Consider the following 13,407-nt stretch of genomic DNA (forward strand, 5'->3'; position numbering starts at 1 on the left):
TAGAAGGATTATATGAAATATTATCCCGTTAATCTAAACATTTATAATAAAAAGGTTCTTGTCGTCGGCGGCGGTATGGTTGCGACAAGAAAGGCGGAAAGGCTTGCGGAAAGGGGCGCCGATATAACCATAGTTTCGCCGGAAATTTCCCCTGAAATCGCCGGATTTGTTAAGCAATCCATGGTTCGATGGGTTGATAGAACTTATAAAGCAGGGGATGAAAAAGGAGCGTTTGCCGTATTTTGCGCAATTTCTCCCGGCAAAAAAAGTATAAAAATAGAAGAAGGGCTGTTCAAAAGATGCGTAAAAAAAAATATTTTGATAAATATTGCCGATAAGCCGGAATTTTGCACATTTACCCTGCCCGCCCTTGTTTCAAGGGGGGAATTCGATATAGCTATTTTTACCGGCGGATTAAGCCCAAGGCTTGCTAAAAAAATAAAAGAGGATCTGGAAAAGGTTTATGGCAGCGAATATGATACTTATGTTAAAATTCTCGGCTTAATAAGGCATGAAATCAAGATGAAAAAATGGCCTCAGAGCAAAAATCAAAAACTTTTTGAAGAATTAGTCGATTCTGACCTTTTTGAACTCGTCAAAGATAAAAAATATTCTGAAATTAGCCTTTTTATAAGTAATTTTATACAGAGAGCCCAAGCATGATATTTATGACCGCAGGAGAACTATATCTAATCCCGTTTTTTATTTATGTTTTTTCTTATATGTTTATTCTATTAAGAAAAAAAAGATTTTATCAGGTTTTTATATCGTTAATTTATGCGGGATTTATCATTCAAAGTTTAATTTTTTTTATATGGCTGAACCTTCGCGGATTTAAAGGTATGATGTCGGTAGATTGGATTGTTTTCTTTAATGCATGGATTATTATGATTGTGGTTGTTTTGTTTAATCTCTTTTACAAAGCAAAATATATCCTGATATATATAACCCCTATTGTTGCAATAAATTTATTAATAGGCTTTTTTGCTCCCCATGTTTATATTAACATTAAATCAATTTTTTCAAACTTCGATCAGGCTATTCTTTTAATCCATATAATTCTTATATTAATCGGGGATTCACTATTTGCTCTTGCTTTTATAATTTCTTTAATATATATTTTTCAAGAAAGAAGGATTAAGATTAAGAAAAACTTAAAATTATTCGATAAAAAAAATCATCCATTCGACGAGGTTTTTTATCAGGGCAAGGGCTATAATTTGGAGTTATTGGACAACATGAATTACCAGTGCTTAAAAATAGGTTTCCCTTTAATTACCATCGGTATTGCTATGGGAATATATTTGTCTAATTCTTTATTTAAATCTTTTATGATTGTAAAACCAATCGAAATTATATCTTTAGCGACATGGCTTATTTATGCTGTGCTGCTGCATGAAAGGGTTGCAAAAGGACTCAGGGGGAAAAAGGCTGCGGTTTTTAGCATAGTCGGATTTTTATTGATTATTTCCAGTTTAAGTTTTTCTTTTTATTTATTTCCCGAATTTCATGGTTTTAAATAAGATTTATATATTAAATATATGGATATTTTAATTATAGGCTTAAGCCATAAATCTGCAGATATCGGCGATAGGGAGATAGTCTCCAAGAAGATTTTAACCCCCGAATTAAGGCAGGAATTCGCAAAAAAACTGCTTAATTTGAAAGATGAAGAAGGCAGACCGTTAATTAAAGAGCTGGCGATACTTACTACCTGTAACAGGTCTGAATTTATAATGGATTTATCCCCATGGGCGGTTGGAAAAGAAGCCCATTTTATAAAAGATTATATCTCCGGGTATTTTTTTGTGAAAAAAGACGCGGATAATCTTTTATATATGTATCTTAACTTTGAAGCTGTTAAACACCTTTTTAGCGTAGCCTCAAGTTTAGATTCTATGGTAATAGGGGAACCGCAAATACTGGGACAGATTAAAGATGCATATAACGAATCATGCGAATTTCGAATGAACGGCCAAGTTTTAAATAAGCTGTTTCATAAGGCTTTTTATTGCGCAAAACGGGTTAGAACCGAAACAAAGATAGCATCCTCTCCCGTATCTATAAGTTATGCGGCGGTAGAACTTTCAAAAAAGATTTTTAACAGCTTAGGCGATAAGAAGATATTGCTTTTGGGAACAGGCGAAATGGGCAAGCTTACCGCCAAGCACTTTATAAAAAACGGAGTTCATAATATTTATATAGCGAACAGGACAAAAGACAAGGCCTGCCATTTTGTAGAAGAGTCATTTGGGGTGAATGAAAAAAACTGTATAGATGTGATTGATTTTTCGGAGTATTATAAATTACTGCCCCACACCGATATTGTTTTATGCTCGACCGGTTCGGAAGGGTATGTGCTAAGGTATGATGATATTATGCCCGTTATAAAACTTCGCAAACAAAGGCCGCTATTTTTAATCGATATTTCCGTTCCAAGGAATATCGACCCTGAAATTAACAAGATTTCCAATGTATATCTGTACGACATTGACGATATCGGAAAAATGATCGAGGGTAACTTAGAAATAAGAGAAAAAGAGGCTGTGACCGCGAGCGAACTTGTAGAAATAAACGCAAAGGAGTTTATGGAGTGGAAGAATTCGTTAAATGCCGTGCCGGTCATAGTTTTACTTAGAAACAAGGTAAAAGATATATTAGAGATAGAGTTATCGAAATATATCGGCGAAAAAAAAGAAAAGGGCTTAATTATCAATTCACTCACGAATAAAATCCTTCATGAGCCGATAACCCTTATCAAAAAAGCCGCTGTAGATTCAAGCGAAGCGAATATGTTAGAGACATTAAAAACCCTTTTTAATCTTGGTTTAGGCACAGACAAGGAAATCGGGCATAAGAGAAACAACGATAATATAATAAATAAGGAATGTGAAAAAGGGTCCGGCGATAAAAATAATTTGTCAAAGATAAAGTTAATAAAATAATTATAAAATAATTTAAATATTATAAATTCTGGATTCCCGCTGAAGCGGGTTGGGATACCCGTTGGGTGAAAAGTTAAAATCCCGTATTGTCATTCCCGCGAAAGCGGGAATCCAGAAAAGAAATTTTCTATCGGCAATTTTGGGTAGTTCACATAATTTAATAAATAAAAGGTAAGTTTTGAAACTAAAAATAGGAACGCGCGGAAGCAAGCTTGCGTTATACCAGGCTAATCTTGTCAAGGATAAAATAAAACAGCTTTTCGATGATCAAAATAAAAAAATAGATATCGAAATAAAAACTATTAAGACCTCGGGGGATAGGATTTTGACTGCGTCGCTTAGCAATTTTGGCGGCAAAGGACTATTCGTAAAAGAAATAGAAGAGGCTCTTTTTAGCGAAGATATCGATATTGCCGTACACAGTTTGAAAGATGTCCCGCAGGTAATACCCGAAGAACTGGCTCTGGGTGCGGTATTAAAAAGGGACGACCCGAGAGACTGCGTTATTTTAAAGGATAAACCGGAATCCGATAAGGAATTGGATTCCGTAAATTTTGCATCTTTGTTGAAAAATCACGCGATAGTCGGGACATCGAGCCTCAGGAGAAGAGCCTTGCTTGCCCGCTTCAGGGATGACATAATATTTGAACCATTAAGAGGCAATATCGATACGAGATTAGGAAAATTAAGAGACGGATTTTTCGATGCTATCGTCCTATCGTCAAGCGGACTTATAAGGCTTAATCTTTCTTCCAATATAGATGTTTATTTAGACCCCCTTACATTTATTCCCCAGTGCGGACAGGGAGCCATAGTAATAGAATATAAAAGCGCCAGAGCCGATATAGGCGAAATAATTAAACCGTTGAACGATGAAGACACAAAGTTTTCGGTTTTTGCCGAAAGGGCATGCATTAAAGGGTTAAACTGCGGATGCGCGTCTCCCGTCGGGGCTTATTCTTATATCGAGGGTAATGATGTACATATAAAAGGCTTTGTCTCTAATACTTACGGGGAATATTTAGAGGATGGGGTTACCGGTAAAAAAATAGATTACGAGAATGTCGGGAAAAAATTAGCCCTGAGTTTAATAAATAAAGGCGGGTTCGAGATACTGAGCAAAAACACGATACTATAAAATCATTATAGATTTTGCGCGCGCCTTGGAAGAGGCGGCAGGCAACGAACAAGAGGATTATAAAGTAAATGGATAAAAACAAAAATAAAGAGGAAAAAAAAACGGATAAAAATTCAAAAACAGGAATGGTTTATCTTACGGGCGCCGGACCCGGAGACCCGGAGCTTTTGACCCTCAAAGCCAAAACGGTTTTGCAGGAGGCGGATGTTATCGTATATGACAGTTTAATTTCGGAAGAGATTTTATCCTACGCAAAAGATGGGTGCGAGATAATCTATGCGGGTAAAAGATCGTCAAATCACAGCCTTCCGCAATATTCTATTAATGAACTTTTGGCAGAAAAAGCCAAAGAAAATAAGGTTGTCGTCAGGCTTAAAGGGGGGGACCCTTATTTATTCGGAAGGGGCGGGGAAGAGGCCGAAAGACTTTTTAAAGACGCAATCCCCTTTGAAATAATACCCGGCATTTCCTCGTCTTTTGCCGTTCCTGCTTATGCGGGCATTCCTTTGACACACAGGGATTATGCCTCTACCGTTGCAATTGTGACGGGACACGAAGGAGAACATAAGGAAAAAAGCACAATAAATTGGGACAAGCTGTCCGGCGCGGACACAATAGTAATTTTAATGGGGCATAAAAATCTGGATTCTATCGCTAAAAATATAATTTCTTCGGGAAAAGATAAAGATACCCCTTGCGCCGTGATTCAAGAAGGGACTACTTTAAATCAAAAGGCGGCGGCAGGAACATTGGCTACGATTAAAGACGAAGCTGACAGGCACGGTTTAAAAAGTCCGCTTATACTTATTGTCGGGAATGTCGTTAAACTTAGAGATATACTGAACTGGTTTGAAAAAAGACCGTTAAGCGGTTTAAAAGTGATGGTTACAAGAGCGGAGGGGCAGGCAGGCACGCTAATCCATAGGCTTAAAAGGCTTGGGGCTTTCGTAATGAACCTGCCGCTTATAAAGGCGGTTAAAGGCGGAAGTAATATAGATAGGGCTAAGATTCATGAGGCAATAAAAAATATTAAAGATTACGATTATATCATTTTTACAAGCGTTAACGGTGTTTCGGGGTTTTTTGACGAGTTTTTTTTGAAAGGGCTGGACGCAAGGTCGCTTTTCGGCAAAAAAATAATTTCCGTAGGCAAAGTCACGTCGTTGGAGTTAAAAAAATACGGCATAGTTCCGGATATTATCCCGTCCGAATTTTCCCAGACGGGCATAATAAATATTATTAAAGATACTGAACTTAAAGGCAAAAAAATTCTTTTTCCTCAGGCTTTGAAAATAAACGCCGAACTTCCGGAATTTCTTATATCGAGAGGCGCAATTTTAGAAAATTTGCCCGTTTATGAAACCGTTATACCCGAAAAATCGAAAGAAGAGATATATGAAATTTTTAGCTCCCTTATAACAACAAAAGGTAACGGCGCAAAAAGGGTTCATAAAAATATAGGCCTTCCGAATGACCTCTCATTAAGTTCTTTCGTTGTGAGCTTTACAAGTTATTCAACCGTCGAAAATTTTGTCAACTTAGCCGAAGGCATTCAAAAAGGGCTTTTGAAGAGGATTACGGGTTCCGGGGTCAAATTTGCGAGCATTGGGGAAAAGACGGCTAAATATGCGTTGGGGTTTGGTATTAAATCTGATATAATATCTAAAGATGTCAATATAGATTCGTTAGTTGACGGAATAGTAGATTTTTATCGAAAAAACAAGATTTAATGCCGGATTAAGGATATTAATAAAAATAAAATCAAGGGGTTAATATAAAAATGATAGGAATATCGAAACTTTATTGCGGCGGGGTTCACGCTTCCGACGCCCTTCGTTACGGGCGCATGTCGAGCAAACTGCCCTCCCACCTTTTACAATTTTCCGAGGATAAAAAGCCTGTAATCGTATGGAATATGACAAGGACATGCAATTTAAATTGCATCCACTGTTATTCCCAATCTAAAAATCTTCAGTATAACAACGAGCTTACGCTTGAAGAGGGCAAGGCGTTTATAGACGATATCTCTGCGTTCGGCTCCCCGGTTATGCTTTTTTCGGGCGGCGAACCGTTAATGCATCCGCATTTCCTTGATTTGTGCTTTTATGCAAAGTCGAAAGGAATGAGGGCGGTTATATCTACCAACGGAACCCTTATTACTAAGGAGTTAGCTTCCGAATTAAAGAAAGTGGGACTGTCTTATGTCGGCATCAGCTTAGACGGGCTTGAGGCGGTTCATGACAGATTCAGGGGCAAAAAGGGCGCCTTTGGGGAGGCTCTGAAAGGTATTAATTATGCCAAAGAGGCAGGAATTAAGGTCGGGCTGCGCTTTACCATAAATAAAAGAAACGCTGAGGAAATTCCCGGCATTTTCAAACTGCTGGAGGAAGAAAATATCCCAAGGGTTTGTTTTTATCATCTTGTTTACGCGGGACGGGGAACAAAGCTGATAGACGAGGATTTATCTCTAGAAGAAACGAGGCAGACGGTCGATACAATATTGGAACTTACAAAAGAGGTATATTCAAGGGATAACCAAAAGGAAGTTCTTACCGTCGATAATCATGCCGACGGCCCGTATATTTATTTAAAGCTTTTAAAAGAGGGCAAACGGGAAGAAGCGGAAAATGTTATGAGCCTTCTCAAGATGAACGGGGGCAACAGTTCCGGGGTTGGAATCGGCTGTGTCAGCTGGGATGGCGAGGTTTATGCCGACCAGTTCTGGAGGCACTATTCATTCGGCAATATTAAAGAAAGAAAGTTTAGCGAGATATGGACGGATACCTCGAACCAGCTTATGAAACAGCTTAAAAATAAAAAGGCTTATGTAAAAGGAAGATGCGAAAGTTGTAAATGGCTTGATATTTGCAACGGCAACTTCAGGGTCAGGTCGGAGGCGAAAGAGGGGGATCTTTGGGCGCCGGATCCGGCTTGTTATTTGACGGATGAGGAGATTTATAATGGAAAATAAAAATATTTCGATGCCTGCCGGTCATCCGGGTCAAATGCACGGCGGCGGTTTGGCGCCTTCGAAAAAAAACGAGCTGAGATTAGTCTTTTGGGAGCTTACCGCAAGATGCAATTTGAAATGTATTCATTGCCGTGCCGAGGCTCAGACGGAAAGGCAGGAAGACGAGCTTTCGACGGAAAAGTGTTTTGCCGTTATAGACGAGTTGTGCGGATTTAGCAGCCCCATCCTTATTTTAACAGGAGGAGAACCGCTATACAGAGACGATATTTTTGATATTGCCCGCTATGCCGCGGGTAAAGGTCTTCGCGTCGCGCTTGCTACTAACGGCACATTAGTGAACGAAAAGGTTGCGGAACAGATTAAAGAAAGCGGCATCAAAAGGGTTTCTATAAGTTTGGACGGGGCAAACCCCCAAACCCATGATACATTCAGAATGATACCCGGCTCCTTCAAAAGCGCGTTTAACGGCATTAGAAATCTGCAAAAAGAAGGCATCGAGGTACAAATAAACACCACTATCGCAAGGCACAATGAGGACGAGGTCAAAGAGATACTGGATTTAGCCTTAAACAATAACATAAAGGCTCTTCATATATTTATGCTTGTACCGGTTGGCTGCGGCATTCAGATAGCGGATTCCCAAATGCTCGATAAACAAAAATATGAAGACGTATTATCATGGTTTTACGATAAGACTATGGAGTTAAGAGGCAGAATCGAGCTTAAAGCAACATGCGCCCCTCATTTTTTTAGGATTATGCATAAAAGAGCAAAGGATGAAGGCATAACCATATCCCCTCAAACTCATGGCATGGCTGCCGTTACAAAGGGTTGTTTAGCCGGGAGCGGCGTTATGTTCATATCTAGAAAAGGCGTCGTTCAGCCATGCGGTTATCTTCCCGTTCAAGCGGGGAATATTACAAAAGAATCCGTCAGTGAAATTTGGAACGGCTCCGAAGTCTTTTTAAACTTAAGGGATACCGGTCTTTTAAAGGGTAAATGCGGCATTTGCGAATATAAAAAGGTATGCGAAGGATGCAGGGCAAGGGCTTATTATGAAAAAGGAGATTATATGGAGGAAGAGCCGTATTGTATTTATGAGCCGACAAAGGGAAGGCTTGTCAATCCCAAAATTGTCGATAGAAATCCCTAAAATGACTTTAAAGTTATACGAACACTGGATTCCTGCTTACGCAGGAATCCAGTAAATAAAATTTCTATTGCAGTACAGGGTAAATAATTTAATTAACTTATGGATAAGAAAGCAAACACCCTTCACAGATTTATAGCTAAGGCTATCGATTTACTGATATTTGGCTTTTTAAGCGAAGTGTTTTATCCTTTCGGCTTTTTAGCGGGTATTTTGTATATTTTAATTGCGGACGGGTTTTTTGACGGGCAAAGCCTTGGGAAAAAGATTATAGGTTTGAAGGTTGTAACAATTTCGGATGAAAAACGAATCGAATTTAAGGAATCGATTATAAGAAATTCCTTTCTTGCTTTAGCCCTTTTATTTTCCCTCATACCGTTTGTCGGATATTTTTTACTTTTCACGGTGGGTCTTTTCATATTTGGCGTCGAGACCTATTTTGTCATAAAAAGCCCAGAAGGTGAAAGGCTGGGGGATAGATTTGCCTTTACCCGCGTTATAGATGTCAAGAAATTTTAAACGAATAATGGAAAATAGCCTGCCTCAAAAAAAAACGGAAAAGAAAAGCCGCCCTAAAGCCAAAGAGATTCTTAATATTAAGGCAGACCTTTTTTTAATAGATTCAAGCTCCTATTTTTACAGAGCTTATTATGCCCTCCCCTCCCTTACAAATTCCAAAGGTATTCCCACAGGCGCCGCGTTAGGATACACGCGGATGCTTATGAAGCTAATTAAAGAGGCAAATATAAGGTATGGGGCATGCCTTTTCGATTCCCACGAAAGTTTAAGAAAGGAATCTTACGAAGAATATAAAGCCAACAGAAAGGGGATGCCCGAAGACTTGCTGTCGCAGGTCGATTATTTAACGGATATTTCTTATTTATTGGGGTTTAGCACATTCAGGCTTAAAGGATACGAAGCGGATGATTTAATTGCTTATATCGTAAACAATTTTTCAAAAAAATTATCTATACCTACCTGTATTGTAAGCAGCGATAAAGATTTGAAACAGCTGTTATCGGATCAGGTTTTTATATACGACGCCCTTAAAAATAAAATTATTACGGCGCGGGGTTTTGAGGAAGAATACGGAATAAAGCCGGACGAATACCTTTATGTTCTTGCATTAATGGGGGACGCCTCCGATAATATTCCGGGGATCAAAGGTATCGGTGAAAAGACGGCGTTTAGTTTAATAAAGACCTATAATAACTTGGACGGCATTTACGAAAATATAGGCGGGATTAAACAGCAAAAGCTCAAGGATTTGCTTATAAATCATAAAGAAGAAGCGTATAAGAGTCTGGAGCTTGCCTCATTTTACAAAGACATCGATATTGAGGGGGCATGTTTTACACCTGAACTAAAAGAACCTGCCGATAAAAGCTTGGAAACTTGCGCAGGGAAGAGTTTTTATGCATTAGGCGATTTTGCAATGAGGCAAAAAGACAATAACGGACTTTACGATGTTTTTAAAAAATTGGAATTTAACTCCCTATTAAAGGAGCTGGAAGCGGGCATGAGCGGCGGGGACGGTTCTTCAGGCAATTATTACCGTGACAACATTAACGATACTAATATTAAAGATAACAAAATTCTTTGTCATTCCGAAGGAAGCAGGAATCCAGTATATAAAATTCTATCAATTTATATAGACTTTAACGATAAAAACAAAGATTTGCCGGATTTTAACTTTGAAGGCGATAATGGCGGGGATTTAATACACTTATTTTCAAAAGAAACGGGAACCGAAATTATCAATCTAAAAGACCTTGCCGCCCGCCCGCAAGTATTAAATTTATTAAAGGACGATTCCATTTATAAAACGGGTTACGACCTTACGGGCATTAAAAGGTTTCTGGGGAAAAGCGGCATTGAATTAAATAATTTGTTTTTTGACATAAAAATAGCGTCCTACCTTTTAAATCCGATAAGACATTCCCATAGTTTTACAGATATAAAAAAAGAATTCGAAAATGAGTCAAGAGGTTTAAACGGCATAGACTTAATGCCGCCAGAGGATTCAAATGTTCAAATAGAAGCCGCGGACGAAGCCTTTTCGGTTTACATCCTGTATAAAATTTTTGAAGCCGGGATTGAAAAAGATGCGGATTTAAAATATCTGTTTTACAATGTCGATATGCCGCTTTCTATGGTTTTGAGCGATATGGAAGATGTAGGGATTATGGTTGACAAAGATAAGCTCATGTCTTTGTCGGTCGAATTAGACATAGAATCAAAGAGGCTTGCAGGCATCCTGCACAAAATAGCGGGAAAAGAATTCAATGTCAATTCGCCCAAACAGCTTAGCGAAATTATGTTCAACGAAATGAAATTTAACAGGGTAAAGAAAAACAGCACCGATATAGAGGTTCTTTCAACATTAAAGTCTGGATTTGAATTTTTATTGCAAAAGAGTGAAGACGGGACAATAAGGCAATATCTGGAATTTATAGACGGCCTTATATCCTACAGAAACAAAGTTAAGCTCAAAACATCTTTTACGGATGTTCTATTAAAGGAAATCGACAAAGATGGCAGGGTTCACACCTCTTTTTCTCAGATTACGACCTCTACGGGCAGGCTTGCAAGCCAGAGCCCGAACCTTCAAAATATTCCGGCCGCGGGTGTTGAGGGGACTAAAATAAGGCAGTCATTTATTGCAAAAAACGGTTGTCTTCTTTTGTCGGCGGATTACTCTCAAATCGACTTAAGGGTTATGGCGTCTATTTCGGGAGATAAAGCATTGGTTGAAAGCTTCCAAAACAACGAAGATATTCACGCAAAAACGGCGTCCGAAATATTTAAAGTTAATCCCGAAGGTGTTGACCCTGCTATGAGAAGGAAAGCAAAGGTAATTAATTTTGGAATAATTTACGGTATGAGCCCCTTCGGGCTGTCGAAAGAACTCGGTATTTCTGCCGACGAGGCGAAACTTTACATAGATTTATACTTTAAAAATCACCCCGCCATTAAGGATTATATGGACATAACCGTTGAAGAGGCTAAATCGAACGGGTTTGTCAGGACCGCTTTTGGAAGGAAATGTTATGTGGAAAATATTAATTCCAAAATAAAAAATCTGGCTTCTTTTTCCGAAAGAGCCGCAATAAATGCCCCTATTCAGGGAACAGCCGCCGATATTATAAAGGTTGCCATGGTGAATATTTATAAAAAACTTCAAAGCAGTCCCGAATTAAAAAGCGGTGCAAAAATGATACTTCAGGTCCATGACGAACTTATATTCGAGGTCAAAGAATCTTTAGTGAACGAACTGAAAGATATTGTAACCGTTTTAATGACGGACAAAAACCTTCTGGTAAATGTCCCGTTAGTTATCAATATCGGAGCCGGTAAAAATTGGGCGGAGGCGCATTAAAGGCGCATATTTAATTTATCCCGTATTAGCGTTTATCCGTTTCCGCTCTCCCGCATATTAGTTGTATAATTACCTTAATTATTCCGAACATTAATCTTGCCGCATTTCCGCCGCATTCAATGAGGCAGCCTTCACGGCAGTTAATTCCTTAAATTTATAAACTTGTTTTACGAATTTTAAATCATTATCAAAATTTCTTAATTGATTTATATCGCATAACACTAAAATAAATATAATTTTTTACTTGACAAAATTTTTGTTAGTGATATAAATATGATAAATAGGATAATATTAATCCTAATTATAAAAATAAAACATATGTTTAAAAAAATGTAAATTAAATATATTAATTAAGATTCGGGAGGTGAAGCAAAGGGAGTTTTTTAGTTTTTATTTTGTCTTTTTTATTTTTTTTAGTTTAACTTTTTATTTAAGTTTAAGGAGTTTTTATGGAAGAGTCGCTGGATAGTTATGTTGACAAAGGACTTGTCAAGGGTTATTTGTTTTCCGCGGTAATCTGGTTGTGCGTTGCCACAACCGTCGGATTTTTACTTTCCGTTAAATTTTGGTGGCCGTCGTTTTTAAGCAATATTTCATATCTTTCATTTCCAAGGCTTCAGATGGTTCATGTTAACGGGGTTGCTTTTGCATGGCTTGTTACCGCTTTTTTTGGTATTTCTTATTATTATGTGCCGAGGCTCACAAGGCAGAAGCTTTTCGGCGTTAAACTGGCATGGTTTAATTTATACTTATGGAACGCAATTATAGTTGCCGCCGTTATCGAGCTTTTACTTGGGGACAACAAAGGGCTTCCTTACGCGGAAATTCCGATTTGGATTAATTATATTATTGTCGTGGCTGTGGTTATATATGCCGTAAACATATTCGGAACTATATTCACGAGGCAGGAAAACCAGCTTTATGTCAGCCTCTGGTATTTAATGGGTGGCATAATTTGGACGGCATTGAATTATATTATAGGCAACTGGATTCCGTACTATTGGGCGGCAGGTACGGAAGGAGCCATGTTGAATGGGTTTTATTTTCATAATGTCGTCGGTATGACCGTAACGCCCTTAGGTCTGGCAATAGCCTACTATGTTCTTCCCATAGGGGCGGACAAACCGATTTATTCCCACAGGTTATCCATAATCGGCTTTTTTACGCTTGCTTTTATATACCCTTTTACGGGCGCCCATCATTATATTTACAGCCCGATTCCCACATGGGTTCAAACGATAGCTATTGTTACAAGCGTGCTTCTTATTATACCCGTTTGGGTTGTCATAACTAATTTTTTCGGAACTATGAAGGGAAAATGGACTAAACTTACGGAAAGCCTTCCCGTTAAATTTGTAATTTTAGGTATGGTATTTTATCTTCTTACTTGTTTCCAGGGACCTATGCAGTCGCTTCGGTCCATGCAAAAAATAATCCATTTTACCGACTGGGTCGTGGGGCATGCCCATATGGCTTTATATGGAGCCTTTTCTTTATTCTGCTTTGCGGCGATATACCTTATGTGGCCGATAGTGTCCGGCAAAGAAATGGATAAAAAATTGGGAAACTGGCATTTCTGGTTAGGGTTTGTCGGGTTTTCCATTATGGCTATGGTTCTATGGGCGGCCGGTTTGATTCAGGGAATCTTATGGATTGCGCAGGTGCCGTTTCTTAATACCGTATGGGATATTCAGCCGTACTGGGTAATCAGGACGGTGGCCGGGGCTATGATGGTGTTTAGCTTCTATATTATGCTTTACAATATGTGGAAGACTAATAAAAAAGCGGCGGCTTAGGTCAGGGTCAGGCCTCATTAGAAAAATT

10 protein-coding genes are annotated in these 13,407 nt (G+C 38.6%); all 10 read left to right on the forward strand.

Going from position 1 to position 13,407, the window contains the following annotated elements:
• Positions 1-12 precede the first annotated feature (12 nt).
• The 10 genes from EVJ47_03930 to EVJ47_03975 all read left to right on the forward strand — a co-directional run bounded on the left by EVJ47_03930 (position 13) and on the right by EVJ47_03975 (position 13,379).
• Complete coding sequence (locus EVJ47_03930; GenBank protein RZD15429.1) at positions 13-663, forward strand: bifunctional precorrin-2 dehydrogenase/sirohydrochlorin ferrochelatase; 651 nt, start codon at positions 13-15, stop codon at positions 661-663.
• A complete protein-coding gene (locus EVJ47_03935) occupies positions 660-1,523 on the forward strand; it encodes a hypothetical protein (protein RZD15430.1) in 864 nt (287 codons plus the stop codon). Before EVJ47_03930 ends, EVJ47_03935 begins: the two co-directional genes overlap by 4 nt.
• A gap of 18 nt (positions 1,524-1,541) precedes the next feature.
• Entirely contained in the window at positions 1,542-2,945 is a 1,404-nt protein-coding gene (locus tag EVJ47_03940) for a glutamyl-tRNA reductase (protein ID RZD15431.1), read from the forward strand.
• Between the two features lie 178 nt (positions 2,946-3,123).
• Positions 3,124-4,083 (forward strand): hydroxymethylbilane synthase, encoded by a 960-nt coding sequence (locus tag EVJ47_03945; GenBank protein ID RZD15432.1) that lies wholly within the window; start codon positions 3,124-3,126, stop codon positions 4,081-4,083.
• A 68-nt stretch (positions 4,084-4,151) separates the two neighbouring features.
• Complete coding sequence (gene cobA / locus EVJ47_03950; protein ID RZD15433.1) at positions 4,152-5,813, forward strand: uroporphyrinogen-III C-methyltransferase; 1,662 nt, start codon at positions 4,152-4,154, stop codon at positions 5,811-5,813.
• 50 nt (positions 5,814-5,863) lie between these two features.
• On the forward strand, positions 5,864-7,054 hold the full coding sequence (ahbC, locus tag EVJ47_03955) for a 12,18-didecarboxysiroheme deacetylase (protein RZD15434.1): 1,191 nt from the start codon (positions 5,864-5,866) through the stop codon (positions 7,052-7,054).
• Complete coding sequence (locus tag EVJ47_03960; GenBank protein ID RZD15435.1) at positions 7,044-8,207, forward strand: radical SAM protein; 1,164 nt, start codon at positions 7,044-7,046, stop codon at positions 8,205-8,207. The genes ahbC and EVJ47_03960 overlap by 11 nt, the downstream gene beginning before the upstream one ends.
• A gap of 99 nt (positions 8,208-8,306) precedes the next feature.
• A complete protein-coding gene (locus EVJ47_03965; GenBank protein ID RZD15436.1) occupies positions 8,307-8,723 on the forward strand; it encodes a hypothetical protein in 417 nt (138 codons plus the stop codon).
• Positions 8,707-11,583: a DNA polymerase I gene (gene polA / locus EVJ47_03970; protein ID RZD15437.1), complete on the forward strand. Its 2,877-nt coding sequence runs from the start codon at positions 8,707-8,709 to the stop codon at positions 11,581-11,583. Before EVJ47_03965 ends, polA begins: the two co-directional genes overlap by 17 nt.
• A 449-nt stretch (positions 11,584-12,032) precedes the next feature.
• Positions 12,033-13,379, forward strand: coding sequence for a cytochrome oxidase (locus tag EVJ47_03975; GenBank protein ID RZD15438.1), 1,347 nt, complete (start codon positions 12,033-12,035; stop codon positions 13,377-13,379).
• Positions 13,380-13,407 lie beyond the last annotated feature (28 nt).

The sequence above is a fragment of the Candidatus Acidulodesulfobacterium ferriphilum genome (assembly GCA_004195035.1).
In the GTDB taxonomy this organism is placed as follows: Bacteria; SZUA-79; SZUA-79; order Acidulodesulfobacterales; family Acidulodesulfobacteraceae; genus Acidulodesulfobacterium; species Acidulodesulfobacterium ferriphilum.

Coding starts and splice junctions, on each gene's coding strand:
- EVJ47_03930 (RZD15429.1), top strand. CDS start 13: ATGAAATATTATCCCGTTAATCTAAACATTTATAATAAAAAGGTTCTT.
- EVJ47_03935 (RZD15430.1), top strand. CDS start 660: ATGATATTTATGACCGCAGGAGAACTATATCTAATCCCGTTTTTTATT.
- EVJ47_03940 (RZD15431.1), top strand. CDS start 1,542: ATGGATATTTTAATTATAGGCTTAAGCCATAAATCTGCAGATATCGGC.
- cobA (RZD15433.1), top strand. CDS start 4,152: ATGGATAAAAACAAAAATAAAGAGGAAAAAAAAACGGATAAAAATTCA.
- ahbC (RZD15434.1), top strand. CDS start 5,864: ATGATAGGAATATCGAAACTTTATTGCGGCGGGGTTCACGCTTCCGAC.
- EVJ47_03960 (RZD15435.1), top strand. CDS start 7,044: ATGGAAAATAAAAATATTTCGATGCCTGCCGGTCATCCGGGTCAAATG.
- EVJ47_03965 (RZD15436.1), top strand. CDS start 8,307: ATGGATAAGAAAGCAAACACCCTTCACAGATTTATAGCTAAGGCTATC.
- polA (RZD15437.1), top strand. CDS start 8,707: ATGTCAAGAAATTTTAAACGAATAATGGAAAATAGCCTGCCTCAAAAA.
- EVJ47_03975 (RZD15438.1), top strand. CDS start 12,033: ATGGAAGAGTCGCTGGATAGTTATGTTGACAAAGGACTTGTCAAGGGT.